Raw genomic sequence first — 16,607 nt, forward strand, 5'->3', positions numbered from 1 at the left:
GGGACGGCGGGTTTCCCCGCCGCCCCCATGGGTCAGCTGAGCGTGAACGTGGTCAGGACGGCGGCGTGGTCGGAGGTCCACTCGTTGCCGCCGTGGCCGGGGTGGGGCGCCGGGGTTCCGGCGACGACCGCGTCGGAGGACTCGACGCTCAGGCCGCCGGCGTAGTGGACGAAGTCGATGCGGTCCTGCGGTTCGGGGTCGCCGGCGCGGTGGTCGTAGCCGTATCCGCCGGTGAAGGTCTTGTAGACGGGCGACCACGTGTTGCCGGGCGCGGTGACCGGGTTGGGACGGGCGACGCGGTAGGAGTCCTTGAGGCCCGCCTGCTCGGGAACCTTCGAGGTCGGCCACGGGATGCCGGAGCGCCCGCAGTGGGACGACGCCGCCGCGGCGGTGTAGTCGAGGTGCGAGGGGGCGTTGAAGTCGCCGGTCAGGAGCACGGGGTGGGTCCCGGCGGCCTGCAGGTGGCCGCCCATGGCCTGGACGATCGCCTGGATCTGGCCGGTGCGGCCGGAGTTCGCCTCCCGGGTGAGCAACTGCTGGGTGGTGCGGTTGGAGAAGCAGGCGTCGTAGGGGCCGTAGGGGGTGTAGCCGAGGTGGGCGTTCCACAGGACCAGCTCGCGGCCGGTGCGCTCGTCGAGGCGGACGCGCGCGTAGATGCCGGCGAGCCCCGACTGCGACGGCAGCGGGCCGCGCGCGGTGATCGGGTAGCGGCTGATGATGCCCAGGTCGGCGCCGGCCTGGTAGTGGTCCCAGCCGAGCGCCTGGGCGAGCTCCTGCGCCGAGGTCGAGGACGTCTCCTGCAGGCCGACCACGTCCACGTCGCGGTCCAGCAGGAAGCGCAGCTGCTTCTCACGGCCGCCGGAGACCTGACTGCCGCCGTGCCACAGGTTCCAGCTCATCGCCTTCAGCCGGGGCACCAGCGTCTCGCTCGCGCCGCGTACCCGGATCGAGACCGATGCCGTGCTCGTCTGTCCCGCCGCGTTGCGCGCCTCGACGGTGAGCGCCGAGGTTCCGGCCGCGGTGGGGGTGCCGCTGACGCGGCCGTCGGCGGCGACCGCGATCCACGCCGCGCCCGCCTTCTTGGTGAAGGTCAGTCCGCTCGTGTCGCCTTTCACCAGTCCTGTGACGCTCGCACCGTACGGCGTGCCGGCCCGCCCGTTGCGCAGCGTGAAGGGCGAGGTGACGAAGTGCAGGGCGGCGGAGCTGACGAGCTTGAGCCGGGCGGGCTGGGCCAGCCAGGCGTAGCCGTCCTGGGCGAGGAAGTAGACGACGTAGTCGCCGGGCTCCAAACCCTGGGTGGGCAGGGTGGCGGTGCCGCCGGCGTCGGGGGTGTAGACCCAGGTGAGCGACGGGCCCACGAACTGCTCGGCGACGGGGCCGTTGCCGGGTTCGGTGTAGAGGCCGACCCAGTTCTTGGCGTGCGGGCGGGGCGTGGAGTAGGAGAGCCTGATCGGGTCGCCGGCCCGCACGGCGCTCGATTCGAGGGCGAGCGTGCCGTCGGGGGCGGCGGCGCGGGCGGGAACGGTCACGGCGGTCATGGCGAGGAGGGCGGCGGCTAACAGGGGGAGTAGACGCATCGGGGCTCCTAGTGGCTGGCTGTCCGAAGAGAGCATCCACTGGCAAAGTAAAGCCAAGATGTACGCAGTCTGACAAGTATCCACCCTGGTCAAGGGTGGACAAGTGGCACAGCTGTCTAGACAAGCTCCTTGAGGATGTCGCGGGCGAGGGCGGTCAGCTCGGCCGCGCGGCCGGTGGCGCCCTCGGCCGTGTTGACCTCGGCCAAGGCCGTCAGCGCCGCGGCGTCGAGCAGGCGGTCGCCGAGCCGCAGGGCGATGCTCCTGGCCTGTTCGGCGGCGTCGCGGGCGGACGGGACGTCGTGTTGCGCCAGCCGTACCGAGGACAGGGCGAGCAGGGCGTCGGTGCGGCGGTGGCGGTCGCCGAGGCCGGCGAGGTGTTCGGCGGCGGCGCTCAGGTGCGCTGCGGCCTCCTCCGGGCGGCCCGCGCGGCGCAGCACCTCGCCGAGGGCGAGCAGGGTGTCGGCGCGCTCGCGCTCGCCCTCGGCCGCCTCCAGGCAGGTGGTCAGCAGGCGTTCGGCGTCCTGCGGGCGGCCCAGCTCCAGGTGGGCGCGGCCCAGGCGGCGGCGGGTGTGGTGGGCTTCGCGCACGGAGCCCGTGCGGTGGAACAGGCCCAGGGCCAGGCGGAGGCGTTCGTGCGCATCCTGCCAGCGGTGTTCGGCGAGGAGCAGGTCGCCCTCGTCGCGCAGGATCAGGGCCTCGGCCCGGGGATCGCCGGTAGCCTGGGCGGCGGGCAGGGCGTGGGCCAGGACGGTACGCCAGTCGTCGAGGTGGCGGTGGCGCTCCAGGAACGGCGTCAGCAGGTGCGCGAGCTGCCAGCAGTCGGCGTCGAGCCCGGCCCGCCACAGGTCACCGGTCAGGGCGACGAGGAAGCCGCGCTCGGCGGCCAGCCACTGCACCGACTCCTTGATCTCGCGGGTGGCGAAGGCGGCCGCGGGGTCGCCGGAGACCAGGGGGAAGCGGGAGACGCGCACCCTGGCCAGCACCAGCGCGGGCAGCGCGGACAGCCCCGGCGGGTCCGGCTGCTCGCGGGCGAACAACCGGACCAGCTCGTGCATGCGGTAGCGGACCTGCCCGGCCACGTCCACCGTGTGCGCCTCCAGCAGGCCCGCCTCGACCAGCGCCTCGGCCTGGCCGCCGAAGACCTCGGTCACCCAGTCGCCCACATCGGGCGCCGACAGCGCGCCGAGCCCGCGCAGCGTGCGCCCGGCCGCCTCCGGCAGGCCGTCGTAGCCGATGGCGAACGCGCTGCGCACGGTCTGGTCGCCGGCGTGCAGGCCGTCGAGCCGGCGGTGCTCGTTCTCCAGCAGGCCGACCAGGTAGTCGGCGGTCCAGGCGGGCCGGGCGGCCAGCCGTGAGCCGGCCACTCGCAGCGCGATCGGCAGGCCGCCGCAGAAGCGGGCCAGCCGGACCAGCGCCTCGCCGGGCTCGCGGCCCGAGCTTCTGGTCAGCAGTTCCAGCGACTCCTCCGGGCCGAGCACGCCGACCGGCAGCCGCCTGGCGCCGGGCAGACCGGCCAGCGCCGACCGGCTGGTGATGATCGTGGGGGAGGAGGTCAGCAGCGGGCGTACCTGCTCCTCGTCGGTGGCGTTGTCGAGCAGGACCAGCAGGCGGCGGCCGGCCGCGTAGGCGCGCAGCAGCCGCTCGCGGCCTTCGGGTGAGTCGGGGACGGCCTGCGCGGGGCAGCCGAGCCAGCGCAGGAAGTCCTCGAGCACCGCGGCGGGGTCGCCGTTCTCGCGCAGGTCGGCGTAGAGGATGCCGTCGGGGAAGCTCGCGCGCTGCTGCCATGCCGCGTGTACGGCCAGCGCCGACTTGCCCGTGCCCGCCTGGCCATGGACGACCACCTGGTCCCCGACCACCTCTTCCAGCAGCTCGCCCCGGCCGGTGAAGTCGGCCACGTCGCGCGGCAGCAGCACCGGCGGCCCGGCGGAGACGTGCAGGGAGACGTCGTCGTGGAGCATGCGGTGGTAGAGCAGCTGCAGATCGGGGTCGGGCTCGATGGCGTGGCCGCCGTCGAGCTCCTCGCGCAATGCGGCGTAGGCGGCCAGGGCGTCCACGCGCCGGCCGCTGCGGTAGAGGGCCAGCATGTACTGCCCGCGAAATCGCTGCCAGAGCGGGTGCCCGGCGACCAGGCCGCGCAGTTCGGCGAGGACCTCCCGGTGCCGGCCGGCGTCGAGGGCCCGCTGGTTCCTGCGTTCGATGGCCAGCAGGCGCAGCTCCTCCAGCTCCTCGCGCAGCCGGCCGGTCTCCAGCCAGCGCGAGCCGTCGGGGTCGACGTCCTCCAGCGCCGGGCCGCGCCACAGGGTCAGCGCCTCGTCGTAGCCGCCCTGCTCGACCAGGCTCCTGAACCGGTTGACGTCGAGCTGCTCCTCCTCCACGGCGAGCGTGTAGGTGCCGGAGACCGTGGTGATCACGTCCTTGCCGAGGAGCTGGCGCAGGTGGCCGATGTAGCCGCGGACCAGCGAGTCGGAGCGGTCGCCGCCCTCGCGGGGCCATAACAGGTCGCGCAGCCGTCCGACGCTCAGCGGGCGGCGGGCGTTCAGCACGAACATGGTCAGCAGGTCGCGGTGCTTGGGTGCGGTGGGGGTGCGGTCCTCCCCGCCGTCGCGCACCTCTAGCGGCCCCATGATCCGAAATTCCACGCTATTTCCCGCAATCCAGGCGTCTGTGATCTTTTATGGGCACAGAATTTCATATCTGATGGCGGCGCTTACTCCTTCTGACCCACACCGGCTCGGCGGCTACTGGCTGGCGGGCCGGCTCGGCGCGGGCGGGCAGGGGGTGGTCTACGACGCGTACGGGCCCTCCGGGGAGCGGGTCGCCATCAAGGTACCGCGAGCCGACTCGCCCGAGTCCCGGCGGCGGCTGGGCAAGGAGGCGGACGCGGCGCGGCGGGTGGCCGCCTTCTGCACCGCCCGGGTGGTCGAGGTGGATCTCGGCGTGCCGTACATCGTCAGCGAGTTCGTGCCGGGGCGGACCCTGCGGGAGGTGGTCGCGGAGGCCGGGCCGTACGAGGGGGAGGGGCTGCACCGGCTGGCCGTCGGCGTGGCGACCGCGCTGGCCGCCATCCACCGGGCCGGCGTCGTGCACCGCGACCTCAAGCCGGACAACATCATCCTGGGGCCGGACGGGCCGAGGGTGATCGACTTCGGGGTGGCGCGGGAGGACGGGCCCACCACGACGGGGCCGGTGATGGGGACGCCGAGCTACATGGCGCCCGAGCTGTTCACCGGGCGCGGGGCCGGGGCGGCGGCCGACCTGTGGTCGTGGGGGCTGGTCGTGCTGTTCGCGGCGCGCGGGGCCGACGCGGTCGAGACGGGCGATCCGGTCGCGGTGGTGTCCGAGGTGCTCGGGTTCCGGGCCGACGTGGAGGACCTGCCGGAGCCCCTCGGGCCGCTGGTGGCCGCGGCGCTGGCCCAGGAACCGGGACGGCGGCCGCGGGCGCGGGCCGTACTGCTGGCACTGCTGGGGCTGCCGGACGTGGGTGACGCGGACGTGGGTGACGCGGACGTGGGTGACGCGGGCGAGGGTGACGCCGACGCGCCGCTCGCCCGTGGGGGCGCGCTCGCCGCCACGCTCGGCGGGCCCGCCGCCGAGCCCGGCCTCGGCGCGGTCGCCGAAGAGCTGTACGGCGAGCTGTCGGAACGCGAACGGGCCGCCGCGCCCGAGGTGTTCCTGCGCATGGCCGACGGCGAGAGCGTCAGGGAGGTCACCCGCGCCGAACTGCCCGAGGAGGAGGCGGTCGACGGACTGCTGGCGCTGTTCACCGCGTCGGGACTGGTGTCCGCGCCGGGCGAGGGCACGTACGCGCTGGCCAGGCCCGGCCTGGTGCAGGCCTGGCCCAGACTGCGGGAATGGGTGGCCGACAACCGCGACGGCCTGCCCGTGCAGCGCCGGCTGGCCGAGGCGGCGCGCTTCTGGGACGGCCACGGCAGGAAGCCCGCCGACCTCCTGCACGGCTCCCACCTGGACCGCACCCTGCGCTGGGCGGCGGCCGAGCGCCGGGACCTCACGCTGGTGCGGCTGGAGCGCGAGTTCCTGGACGCCGCCACCGCCCGCTCCCGCCGCCAGGTACGGCTGCGCGCGATGCTGGCCGGCGCGATGGCCGTCCTTCTCGTCCTGGCCCTGGGCGGTCTGGCCCTGGCCGAGTACCGCAGGACGGAGGTGGCGGCCCAGCGCGACGCCGCCACCGCCCGCGCGCTGACCCTGCGCGCCGCCGGGCTGCGGGTGAACGACCCGAAGCTGGCCATGCTGCTGAGCGTGGCGGCGTACCGGCTGGATCCCGGCATCCCGGAGACGAGGGCCGCGCTGATCGACTCGCGCTCGCAGCGGTTCACCGACACCTTCACCGACCCCGACGCCGCGTCCGACGTGGTGTACGCCACGAGCCGCGACGGGCGCCTGCTCGTCGCGGTGCAGAACGGGCAGGCGCGGTTGTGGGACGTGCGGGCGCACCGTCAGCTCAGGCAGTTCACGGGCGTCGGGGCCGCGGGGCGGGCCGCGGTCACGACCGACGGGAAGACCCTGGCGCTCCAGGACGACCGTGCGGTGCGGCTGTGGGACCTCGCGTCCGGCCGGCCGATCGGCGGCGCGTTCGCGACGGGCCTGGATGTCACCGATCCCGGCGAGCTGGCCTTCGAGGCCGGCGGGCGGCTGCTGGCCGTCCCCGACGCCGAGGGCGGGCGGCGCTGGTGGACGGTCGAGGACAGGAAGGCGCTGCGGGCGGACCTGTCCGCCGTCGACGGCCGGGGTGCGCGCGGGGTGGTGACACCGCGGCGTGGCAGGGTCGAGCTCTGGGACCTGCGCGCCAACCGGCGGATCGACCTGCCCGGACTGCCGATGACGCGGGACGTCGAGACCGTCGAGATCAGCGGGGACGGCCGGTCGCTGGCGTACACACAGGAGCTCTCGCAGGACACCGAACGCCGGCTTGAGATGCGCGACCTCGTGTCGGGCGCCACGCGCCGTAGCGTGATCCCCGGCGAGACCGCCCGCACCCTCGCCTTCGGCTTCGGCGACGAGCTGATCGCGCACTGGGATCTTCTGGGCGACATGGCGGTGCAGCGGCGTTCGGACGGTCACCAGGTCCTGCGGATGGAGATGTCCGAGGACCTGGAGTACCTCCGCCTCGACCCGGGCGACCGGGCCATCCGCCTGGTGATGAGCGGTGGCGTGATCCACACGGTCAGCCTGGCCGCCCTCCTCGACAAGCCGGTCGTCCGCGGGGACTCGCTGGGCACCGGCGAGTTCGCCCCGGGCGGCCGGCTGCTCGCCACCTTCGCGCGAGGCGAGGTGCGGCTGTGGGACGTGGCACGCGGACGCCCGGTGGGCGCCCCCATCGCCTGGGGCGACCCCACGCTGCAGGGCAAGCTGGCCTTCGACGCCACGGGCCGCCGGCTGGCCGTGGGCACGGACGACGGCGTGATGCTGATCGACACGGGCACGGGGACGAAGCTCACCTCCTTCCGGCCCGCGAACCCCAAGGCGAGCTCGGTCTACGGCCTGGAGTTCAGCCCCGACGGCCGGACCCTCGCCATCGCCACCGGCGGGGTCGACGGGGCGCTGCCCCTTGAACTACGCGACCTCCGGAGCGGCTCGTCGCTCGCCACGGACGTCGAGAGCGAGGGCGTCACCGCCTGGAGTCCCGACGGGCGCGTCCTGATGACCGCCACCGCACTGATCGACCCGCTCAAGGGAGCGCGGCTGGCCCGTCCCCGCATGCTGGGCACGTCGCTGCAGGTCTACGCCTTCAGCCCCGACGGCCGGTACCTGGCCGTCTGGATGACGGGCCGCCTCGTGCTCTGGGACGCCCGGCTGACGGCCAGGATCGACGACCTGCCCGTGCCGCCGGGGTTCGAGGCGACGGGGCTGGCGTGGTCGCGGGACGGCACGATGCTCGCCGCCTACGGCTTCGGCGACCAGATCAGGCTGTGGGACATCGGGACGCGGCAGGCACTCGGGACCGTCTTCGACGGCATGACGGAGTACGGGTTCATGGAGGGGGCGGCGATCGCCTTCGGCGAGGACGGCGGGACGCTCCTCAGCGCGACGCCCGAAGGCGTGCTGCGCACCCACCCGCTCGATGCGGTACGCCTCGCGCGGGCCGCCTGCCAGGCCGCGGGAAGGCCGCTCACCAGCCAGGAATGGATCCGCCACCTACCGGAGGCGGAACCGTTCCCCGTGTGCGCCGATGCCGGTTAGGGCGGCCTGCGCGCGCGTGACGATCTTCTCCAGGTGGTCGCTGTGGGCGCCGCGCCAGTACACCTGGCCGCACTCGCGGCACCGGCCGTACGCGTCGTAGCTGCGCCGGGTGCCGTCGCGCAGGGTGTTCGCCACCTCGCTCTTCGGCACCTCGGCCAGGACGCCGTTGCAGGCGGTGCACCGGGTCCAGGGGCGCAGCGCCGGGGCGAAGCGGTCCAGGAGGTCGCCGAGCTGGAGATCGGCCTTTGCGCCCCGCACGTACGCGCCCAGCCACAGCGCCCGGCGGCGCAGCAGGCCGCGGTCCTGGGTGAGGAGCACCCGGCGCTCGGCGTTGGCCTGGACCACCAGCGCGGGGTCGTCCATGTCGTTGTGGTACGCGGTGTCGATGCCGAGCAGCCGCAGCCGCCTGGCCAGCGTGCCCAGATGGACGTCCAGGAGGAAGCGCGGCTCCGCCGACAGCGGCTGGGGCCTGGGGACCGGGGCCACGTCCACGACGTCGCCGCCGCGCGGCTGGTAGGAGGGGCCCACGCCGGTGCCGGTCACCGTCATCGGGCCCACTTCGGTCAGCGGGATGCCCAGGGACTCCACCACGTGCCCCAGCGTGGACGTGCGGTCCGCCTGCGCCCGCTGCCACTCCTGGCGGCGGCTCGCGGGCAGGAAGAGCCGCAGCTCGGGGGCGATGCGCAGGCGTATGTCCGTCTCGTCCACACGGTCAGGATGCCACGCGGGCCGTCGGGGGATCACCCCCATTTCGGCGGTGCGGATACCTTGGTGGGGTGAGTCTGCCGCGCCGTTCCCTCTTCGCCCTCGCCGGGCTGGCGTTGGCGGGCTGCGCCGCGGGGGAGTGGGAGGGCGGGCGGATCCGGCTGGCCACGGGGTCGGCGGGTGGGCCGTACGAGCAGCTGGGGGATCGGTTCGCGGCGGAGCTGCGGCGGGTCGGCTTCGAGGTCGGCGTGCTCAAGACCGCCGCCAGCGTCGAGAACCTGGAGATGCTCAGCGACGGCCGGGCCGACGCCGCGTTCGCGCTGGCCGACAGCGCCGACCACGCGGTGCGCGTGCGCCGGCAGCCGGTGGCCGCGCTGGCCCGCATGTACATGAACTACGTGCACCTGGTCGTACGGGCGGGCTCGGCGGTCATGGCGCCCCGGGACCTGGCCGGACGGTCGGTCTCCCTCGGCGCGGAGGGGTCGGGCACCGCCGTCACCGCCGAGCGGGTGCTGCGGGCGGCGGGGCTGACCGGCACCCGCCCGCTCAAACTCGGGCTGGACGCGTCGATCAAGGCGCTGCGCGACGGCAGGGTCGACGCCTTCTTCTGGTCGGGCGGCGTGCCCACGCCCGCGCTGGCCGTGCTCGACGACGTGCGGCTGCGCGCGCTGGACACGCTGGTGCCGGTCCTGCGCCGCGCGCACGGCCCGCTGTACGAGCACGCCGCGTTCCCGGCCGGCGTGTACGGCGCCGCCGAGCCGGTGGCCACCGTCGGCACGCCCAGCTACCTGGTCTGCCGCCGCGACCTGGACGTGGAGCTGGCCAGGGAGCTGACCGCGACCTTGTTCGCCAGCCGCGACCGCCTCCAGGCCCCCGACGCCCCGGGCGGCCGCCTCGACCGCCGTTACGCCATCGGCACCGGCGCCGTCCCCCTCCACCCCGGCGCCGCCCGCTACTACCGCTCGGTGTACGGCTAGCGGAAGATCCGCCCGAGCTGGTGGTCGATGAGGGCCACGGCCTGCTCGGGCGTGTGCTGGCCGAGCAGCACACCGGCCTGGAGCCCCTCGGCCCCGGCCAGCAGGAACGCGGCCTCCGCCGGGATGTCTACCTCCGGCCCCACCTGCCCTTGCTCGCGCCCCTGGCCGAGCATGTCGACCAGCAGCCGTTGCAGACCCGGCGGCGTCTCGCGGACCGTCGCGGCCAGGGCGGGGTCGGCGAGCATGTGCACGAAGTACGCGACGAACACCAGGTGCCGCTCCCGGCGTTCGGCATCCAGCGGCAGCAACTCCATCAGCACCCCGCGCACGATCGTGCGCGGGTCGGGCTTCTCGCTGATCCGCTCCAGCCGCCGCCGCGCGCTCTCGCCGGAGACCGTGTTGAGGATCTCCAGCGCGCCGAGCAGGAGCTGGTCGCGGGTGCCGAAGTAGTACTGCAGAAGCCGGGCCGACACCCCGGCCTCGGTGGCGACCTGCCGCAGGGTGACGTGCTCCAGCCCGCCCTTGACGGCCAGCCGCCACACGGCCTCGGCGATCTGGCGGCGGCGCTGGTCGTGGTCGGCGTGGCGGGGCATGCGTCCGTCCTTGGTCGGGGCGAGCTTCGACTTTGGTTTGTGGTGCGATCGTACCAAAACGGATTATGGTGCGATCGAACCACAAAACATGGGGAGGTTTCGCAGTGAAATACACGGCGGTGCAGGTGATCGGGGTCCTACTGCTGGTCGTGGGCGCGCAGGGAGCCATCAGGCTGCTGGTCGACCACACCGAAGGCGGGCTCCTGCAAGGGCTGCCCGGCGGGTTCGCGGCGTGGATGGCCTGCTACGCGCTCGCCGTCGTCGCCGGCGGGCTCTCGGCGGCCTGGGCGGCGCGGAAGGGGAAGGGCAGGTGAGGAGGATCCTGTCCGTCCTGGTGGTGGCCGCCGCGCTGACGGGATGCGGCGCGGCCGTACCTCCCGCAGGGGTGAACGGGCCGGTCGTGCGGACGGCCCAGGGCGAGGTGCGCGGGGCCGAGGTCGGCGGCGTGCGCAGGTTCCGCGCCCTGCCCTACGCCGCCCCGCCCGTCGGCGAAGCGCGCTGGCGCGCGCCCCGGCCGGCGCCCGCGTGGAAAGGCGTGCGCGACGCGACCAGACCGGGCCCCGCCTGCATGCAACTGGAGGCGCCCGACATGCCCAAGGGCACGCCGACCAGCGAGGACTGCCTGACCGTCGAGGTGACCACCCCCGCCCGGCCGGGCGCGAACCGGCCGGTCATGGTGTGGGTGCCCGGCGGAGGCTTCCTCAGCGGCGCGGGCTCCATCTACGACCCCACGCGCCTGGTCGAAACCGGCGACATCGTAGTCGTCACGGTCAACTACCGCCTGGGCGTCTTCGGCTTCTTCGCCCACCCCGAGCTCGGCCGCGAGACCAACTTCGGCCTGCAGGACCAGGTGGCCGCCCTGACCTGGGTGCGGGCCAACATCGCGCGCTTCGGCGGCGATCCGGGCAGGGTGACGCTCGCCGGAGCCTCGGCAGGGGCGATGAGCGTCTGCACGCTCATGACCTCACCGCCCGCCAAGGGCCTGTTCGGGCAGGCCGTCGTCGAGAGCGGATCGTGCCTGATGAGCCATCCGGCCGGCGCGCTCGGCCCGGGGCTGGGACAGGTGTCGTCCTGGCACCCGCTCGGCACCGTCCAGCGGAACGGGCGCGCGCTGGCCGAGCGGATGTCCTGCGCGGACGTGGCCTGCCTGCGCGGCAAGAAGGCGGGCGACCTGCTGCCGCACACGGGCGGCTTCCCGCTCCTGTCGTACGGCACGCCGTTCGTCCCGCGCGAGCCCGCCAAGGTGTTCGCCGCGGGGAAGGAGGCGGCCGTCCCGCTCCTGCAGGGCAACACGCGCGACGAGCACGCCGAGTTCACGCTCTGGGCCTACCCGGGCGGCATCGGCGAGCGCGACTACCCGGCCCTGCTGAAGAAGGCCTTCGGCCCCGCTGCCACCCGCGTCGCGGAGCGCTACCCGCGCCGCGACCATCCCTCGGCCGCCGCGGCGGTGAGCAGGGTGTTCAGCGACCGCGACTGGATCTGCCCCACCTGGAAGTCAGGGCGCCTGCACGCGCGCAAGGCCCCACGTACGCCTACCTGTTCACCGACCCCACCGCGCCCGCGGTCGCCGGGCCGCTGCCCCCGCACATGGGCGAGGTCACCGCGCACGGGGCAGAGACGTTCGCCCTGTTCGACTTCGTGGACGCGCCGGGCAAGACCGCCGGGCAGCGGGCGCTGGCCGAGCGGGTGGTGGGCTACTGGACGCGGTTCGTCCGCACCGGGGACCCGAACGGGGGCGGCGGCCCGCCCTGGCCGCGTCTCGACGGGACCGACCGGGCGCTGGAGCTGGCGCAGGGGGCGGCCCGGCCGTACGACATGAAGGGCGGGCATCACTGCGGGCTCTGGTTCTGAGAACCCAGGCGAACCTCGACGACCAGGCCGTGCGGGTGGGCGGGCAGCAGGCTGAGCGCCGCCCCGCACGCCCTGGCCAGCTCGGCGGCGATGGCCAGGCCCAGGCCGCTGCCCGGCACGTTGGCGTGGGAGCCGGAGCGCCAGAACCGGCCCTGTGCCTCGGCCCGCTCGTCCTCGCCGAGCCCGGGGCCGTCGTCGGCGACCCGGAGCACGCCCTCGTCGAGGGTCACCACTACCCTGCCGCCGGCGGGGACGAACTTCTGGGCGTTGTCCAGCGCGATGTCGGCGATGCGGGCCACCGGCTCGGGAACCTCCGCCTCCGCCGGGATCTCGATCTCCATCGTCAGGCCGCGCGCGGTGTAGACCTCGCGCCAGCCCGCCAGGCGCGGCGCGAGGGCGGTCCGCGCGGTGGCCGCGACCGTGCCCGCCTCGACCTTGGCCAGCGCCAGCAGGTCCTCGACCAGCAGCGCCAGGCGGTCGAGCTCGGCCAGCGTCTCCTCGTACTCGGCCGAGCCCTCCTCGCGCAGGTGCGGCTCCAGGTTCTCCAGACGCAGCGACAGCACGGTCAGCGGGGTACGCAGCTCGTGCGAGGCGTCGGCCACGAACGCCCGCTGGCGCTCCAGCGCGCCGGAGACGGCGTCGGCCATCGCGTTGAAGCGCTCCTCCAGGCGGCGCAGCTCCGACGGGCCGTTGCCCGGGTGCGCGCGGGCGTCGAGCTGGCCCTCGGCGAGCGCCCGCGTGGTGCGGTCGAGCTCGGTGACCGGGCGCAGGATCCAGCGGGCCAGGCGGCGCGCCGCCAGCACCGAGTAGGCCAGCGCGATCAGGGCGCCGGCCGCCAGAGCGCCCCAGACGAGCGTGACGTCCGTGCGGGCGTTGTCGGTGCGGACCTGCAGGAGCACCACGCCGGACAGCTGGGCGTCGCGGCCCGCCGGCTCGGCCAGCAGCACCGTCCGCGGGCCGAGCGGGCCGATGGCCGGCAACTCCTCGGTGGTGCGGCCGGACAGGGCCAGCCTCGTCGCCGCGCCCGTGTCGGCTGTCATCCGCCCGGCCTCGGCCAGCACCCTCCTGTCGCGGCCGAGCACGCGGACGGCGGCGCCGTACAGCTCGCTGTAGCGCTCGATCTCCGCGCTCAGCGCGGAGTGGTCGGCGTCGCGCGCCGACTGGTCGGCCAGCTCGGCGAAGCGGGTGGCGTCCGCGCGGCGGTCGAGCAGCAGCCGGTTGGTGCGGTGCGAGGCGTAGAAGAGCCCCAGCGGTACGGCCAGCGCCGCGATGAGGAAGACGATCAGCGTGGTGAAGGTCACCACCAGCCGGGAGTTCACGCCGTCGAACCCAGGCGGTAACCGGTGCCGCGCAGGGTCTCGACCAGGCCGGGCCGGCCCGTCTTGGCGCGCAGGCCCGCCACGTGCACGTCGAGCGAGCGGGAGGCCGACAGCAGCGGGTCGCCCCACACCTCGTCGAGGATCTCCTCGCGGCTGCGCACCACGCCGGGACTGCGGGCCAGCAGCGCCAGCACGTCGAACTCGCGCCGGGTCAGCGTGATCTGCGCGCCCGCCACGTGCACCTGCCGGGCGTCCAGGTCGATCCGCACGTCCCCGACGGTCACGACCTCGTCGCGCACCGGCAGCGGACGGGTGCCGCGGCGCAGCACCGCCTCCATGCGCGCCATCAGCTCCGCCGTGCGGAACGGCTTGACGAGGTAGTCGTCCGCGCCGGAACGCAGCCCGCGCAGCACCTCCCGCTCCTCGATCCGCGCCGTCACCACGATCAGCGGTACGGCGGAGCTGCGGCGCAACCGTCGCAGCACGTCGAGCCCGTCCATGTCGGGCAGCGTGAGGTCCAGCAGGACGAAGTCGACGCCCCCCGCCAGGCGGAGGGCGTCCACGGCCAGCGCGGCACGGACGACCTCGTGCCCGTGCCGCGACAGTGCCGTGGTCAGTGCCGCCGCGAGCCGGTCGTCGTCCTCGACCAGGAGAACTCGCATGCCGACCAGGTTAGACGCGCTCGGGAACCGCCTCGGCCACGCCGCGCTCACTGCGCGTCAGGGCGGCGTCGCGGGTTTCGCGCATGCTGAAGTACACGACGAGGGAGACGGCGGCGCACCCGGCCACATACCAGTAGAAGCCGGGCTCCATGCCCGCGCCCTTGAACCACAGCGCCACGTACTGGGCGGTGCCGCCGAACAGCGCGTTGGCGATCGCGTACGGCAGCGCCACCCCGAGCGCCCGGATGTTGGTCGGGAACAGCTCGGCCTTCACCACCGCGTTGATCGAGGTGTAGCCGGTGATGATGAGCAGGCCGACGAGCGACAGCAGCAGCGCGCTCCAGAAGCCGCTGACCGACGACAGCGCGTACATGAGCGGCACGGTGCCGAGTGTCGAGCCGACGCCGAAGGTGATCAGCAGCGGCCGCCGTCCGATCCGGTCCGAGAGCGCGCCGGCCGCGGGCTGGATGCACATGAAGATGAACAGCGCGCAGAAGCTCACGGTCGAGGCGGTCGCCTTCGACAGCCCGGCGGTGTTCGACAGGTACGTGGTCAGGTAGGTCGTGTAGGTGTAGTACGCGACGGTGCCGCCCATGGTCAGGGCGATGACCAGCAGAAATTCCCTCTTGTGCGTGAAGAGCGCCTTGAGCGTGCCGCGGTCCTTGGCGTCGTGCGCGCCGGCGGACTCCTCGCCGTAGGCCTCCGTCTCCATCAGGCTGCGCCGCAGGTAGAACACGACCGCGGCGGCCAGGGCGCCGATGATGAACGGGATGCGCCAGCCCCAGGACTTCAGGGCCTCCTCGGTCATGGAGTTCTGCAGGATGATCTGCAGGCCGAGGCCGACGAGCTGGCCGGCGGTCATCGAGACGTACTGGAAGCTGGAGGCGAACCCGCGCCGGCCGGGCGGGGTGGCCTCGGTCAGGAAGGTGGCGCTGGCCGCGTACTCGCCGCCGACCGAGATGCCCTGGAGCAGCCGGGCCACGAGCAGGACCACCGCGGCGGCGCCGCCGATCGTGTCGTACGTGGGCGCGATCGCGATCAGCAGGGCGCTGGCCGACATCAGCGTGACCGTCATGGTCATGGCGGCCTTGCGGCCCTTGCGGTCGGCGTAGCGCCCGAGCAGCCAGCCGCCGATCGGGCGCATGAAGAAGCCGACGGCGAAGATGCCGAAGGTGTTCAGCAACTGGGCGGTGGAATCCCCCTTGGGGAAGAAGGACGCCGCGAAGTAGGTGGCGAAGCTCGCGTAGACGAACCAGTCATACCACTCGACGAGGTTGCCGACAGAACCGCCGATGACGTTCTTCCACGGCATGCGTGCCTTGCTCAACGGGATACCTCCAGGGGGGCGTCTGTGCTGGCCAGAGCCTCTCCGCCGAAGGTTCCTCTGCCAAGGGGGGCGGGCGCATATCTAACCTGCGCTTAACATCGGCGAAACGTCAGACGTCCGTTTGCCAGGTGCTCCACTCGTCGAGCAGCTCGAAGCCCATCGCCTCGTTGATCGCCAGCATGTGGCGGTTGGAGGTGGCGTTCCAGGTGACGACCTGCTCCACCTGCGGCTCGCTCTCGCGCAGCCACAGCAGGTTGGCGACCTTCAGCAGCAGCCCGAGCTTGCGGCCGCGATGGGCGGCGAGCACGGTGGTGTCGGCCTGGCGGGCCCAGCCGTCGGAGCGGTCGGCCTCGATGTAGATGCGCGTGTAGCCCGCGGGGGCGCCGTCGGAGGTACGGCGGGCGATCATGGCGTAGGAGTCGCTTCCGCTGGGCACGATCGACGCCTCGAACTCGCGCATGCGGCCGGTGTCGAAGCGCATCTCCTCGATGTCCGAGCCGCGGGGCGCGTCGTTCATGCCGCCGATGAGCTGGGCGAGATCGGCCAGCAGTTCCTCGGGCGCGGGGCCGGTGAAGCGCTCCAGGTGGTAGCCCTCGGCCTGCGGCAGCATCGCCCTGATCGCCGGCCAGTCGGCCTTACGCAGGTCCAGCGTACGGCGGGCCTCGGGCAGCACGACCTGGCCGCCCATCGCGGCGATGAACGCGGCCCCGCTGCCCGTCTTCTCGGTCTCGCCGACCAGCAGCCTTCTGCCCTCGGCCCTGACCCGCTCCTTCGTGTGCTCGTACAGCGCCCTGCCGACGCCCCGCCGCCGGTGGCCGGGCACGACGAACGCCTCGAACACCACGACGAGATGCGTGTTGTCGAGCAGCGGGTACTGCAGGCCGAGACCGCCGACGATCTGGCCGTCCTCGACCGCGGCCCAGGCCTCGACCCGGGAGCCGGAGTCGCCCTGGCGCATCAGCCACTCGTAGTGGCGCTGTGAGATGACCGGGCCCGGCCGGTGGCCGGTGGCCGCGCGGTAGGCGGTGTACACCTCGTCCAGGGGGCCGCCGAGATCTACTTGCTGGATCGTCATGCCGTCAGGCAAACGCACGCGCGCCTCTTCCCGCCACCGGTTTTACTGCTGGTAGCTCTCGACCTCGCTGACCGGGCGGGCGGCCGCCTCGTCGGGGTTCTCCCCGATGCCCCGGCGGGCCCGGCGCTGCCTGAGCAGGTCCCAGCATTGGTCCAGCGCGACCTCCAGCTCCTTGACCCGCGCGTTCTCCTCCTCCGAGGTCACCTCGCCCGTGGACAGGCGGTCGCGCAGCTCGTGCTCCTCCGCGACGAGGGCGCTGATCCTGGTGAGAATCTCGTTATCCTGCATGATCCTGACTCTAACCGGCGCGTGATAGAACACGC

At 73.7% G+C, this 16,607-nt stretch carries 13 protein-coding genes and 1 pseudogene; 5 read left to right on the forward strand and 9 right to left on the reverse strand.

All coding sequences use genetic code 11. The features are described from left to right. Window positions 1-32: 32 nt before the first annotated feature. Window positions 33-1,577, reverse strand: coding sequence for an endonuclease/exonuclease/phosphatase family protein (locus ACIBI5_RS19775; protein WP_397248642.1), 1,545 nt, complete (start codon window positions 1,575-1,577; stop codon window positions 33-35). Between the two features lie 116 nt (window positions 1,578-1,693). Next, window positions 1,694-4,216, reverse strand: a complete 2,523-nt coding sequence (locus ACIBI5_RS19780) for a BTAD domain-containing putative transcriptional regulator (RefSeq protein ID WP_397248644.1) — start codon at window positions 4,214-4,216, stop codon at window positions 1,694-1,696. 58 nt (window positions 4,217-4,274) lie between these two features. Between ACIBI5_RS19780 and ACIBI5_RS19785 the strand changes: the two genes are divergently transcribed. Further along, window positions 4,275-7,775: a protein kinase gene (locus tag ACIBI5_RS19785; protein WP_397248646.1), complete on the forward strand. Its 3,501-nt coding sequence runs from the start codon at window positions 4,275-4,277 to the stop codon at window positions 7,773-7,775. On the opposite strand, the gene ACIBI5_RS19790 is transcribed toward ACIBI5_RS19785, so the two are convergent. Beyond that, entirely contained in the window at window positions 7,731-8,525 is a 795-nt protein-coding gene (locus ACIBI5_RS19790; protein ID WP_397248648.1) for a Mut7-C RNAse domain-containing protein, read from the reverse strand. The two genes, ACIBI5_RS19785 and ACIBI5_RS19790, sit on opposite strands and share 45 nt — an antisense overlap. 26 nt (window positions 8,526-8,551) lie before the next feature. Between ACIBI5_RS19790 and ACIBI5_RS19795 the strand changes: the two genes are divergently transcribed. Next, on the forward strand, window positions 8,552-9,457 hold the full coding sequence (locus ACIBI5_RS19795; protein ID WP_397248650.1) for a TAXI family TRAP transporter solute-binding subunit: 906 nt from the start codon (window positions 8,552-8,554) through the stop codon (window positions 9,455-9,457). Here the strand turns inward: ACIBI5_RS19795 and ACIBI5_RS19800 are convergent. Then, window positions 9,454-10,050: a TetR/AcrR family transcriptional regulator gene (locus tag ACIBI5_RS19800; protein ID WP_397248652.1), complete on the reverse strand. Its 597-nt coding sequence runs from the start codon at window positions 10,048-10,050 to the stop codon at window positions 9,454-9,456. The genes ACIBI5_RS19795 and ACIBI5_RS19800 overlap by 4 nt on opposite strands. 104 nt (window positions 10,051-10,154) lie before the next feature. Between ACIBI5_RS19800 and ACIBI5_RS19805 the strand changes: the two genes are divergently transcribed. The 3 genes and pseudogenes from ACIBI5_RS19805 to ACIBI5_RS19815 all read left to right on the forward strand — a co-directional run bounded on the left by ACIBI5_RS19805 (window position 10,155) and on the right by ACIBI5_RS19815 (window position 11,901). Continuing rightward, window positions 10,155-10,364, forward strand: coding sequence for a hypothetical protein (locus ACIBI5_RS19805; protein WP_397248654.1), 210 nt, complete (start codon window positions 10,155-10,157; stop codon window positions 10,362-10,364). 86 nt (window positions 10,365-10,450) lie between these two features. Further along, a pseudogene (locus ACIBI5_RS19810) lies at window positions 10,451-11,374 on the forward strand (carboxylesterase/lipase family protein); the annotation flags it as partial. A 212-nt stretch (window positions 11,375-11,586) separates the two neighbouring features. Beyond that, window positions 11,587-11,901: a carboxylesterase family protein gene (locus ACIBI5_RS19815; RefSeq protein WP_397249141.1), complete on the forward strand. Its 315-nt coding sequence runs from the start codon at window positions 11,587-11,589 to the stop codon at window positions 11,899-11,901. On the opposite strand, the gene ACIBI5_RS19820 is transcribed toward ACIBI5_RS19815, so the two are convergent. The 5 genes from ACIBI5_RS19820 to ACIBI5_RS19840 all read right to left on the reverse strand — a co-directional run bounded on the left by ACIBI5_RS19820 (window position 11,880) and on the right by ACIBI5_RS19840 (window position 16,572). Continuing rightward, entirely contained in the window at window positions 11,880-13,220 is a 1,341-nt protein-coding gene (locus tag ACIBI5_RS19820; RefSeq protein WP_397248656.1) for a sensor histidine kinase, read from the reverse strand. The two genes, ACIBI5_RS19815 and ACIBI5_RS19820, sit on opposite strands and share 22 nt — an antisense overlap. Then, the gene (locus ACIBI5_RS19825) at window positions 13,217-13,882 is read right to left on the reverse strand and encodes a response regulator transcription factor (RefSeq protein ID WP_397248658.1); all 666 of its coding nucleotides are present in this window, start codon (window positions 13,880-13,882) and stop codon (window positions 13,217-13,219) included. The genes ACIBI5_RS19820 and ACIBI5_RS19825 overlap by 4 nt, the downstream gene beginning before the upstream one ends. 10 nt (window positions 13,883-13,892) lie before the next feature. Beyond that, entirely contained in the window at window positions 13,893-15,209 is a 1,317-nt protein-coding gene (locus ACIBI5_RS19830; RefSeq protein WP_397248660.1) for an MFS transporter, read from the reverse strand. Window positions 15,210-15,318: 109 nt separating this feature from the next. Further along, on the reverse strand, window positions 15,319-16,302 hold the full coding sequence (locus ACIBI5_RS19835; protein WP_397248662.1) for a GNAT family N-acetyltransferase: 984 nt from the start codon (window positions 16,300-16,302) through the stop codon (window positions 15,319-15,321). Window positions 16,303-16,326: 24 nt separating this feature from the next. Then, a complete protein-coding gene (locus tag ACIBI5_RS19840; RefSeq protein ID WP_397248664.1) occupies window positions 16,327-16,572 on the reverse strand; it encodes a DUF2630 family protein in 246 nt (81 codons plus the stop codon). Window positions 16,573-16,607 lie beyond the last annotated feature (35 nt).

The organism is Nonomuraea sp. NPDC050540 (genome assembly GCF_044457485.1).
Classification (GTDB): Bacteria; Actinomycetota; Actinomycetes; order Streptosporangiales; family Streptosporangiaceae; genus Nonomuraea.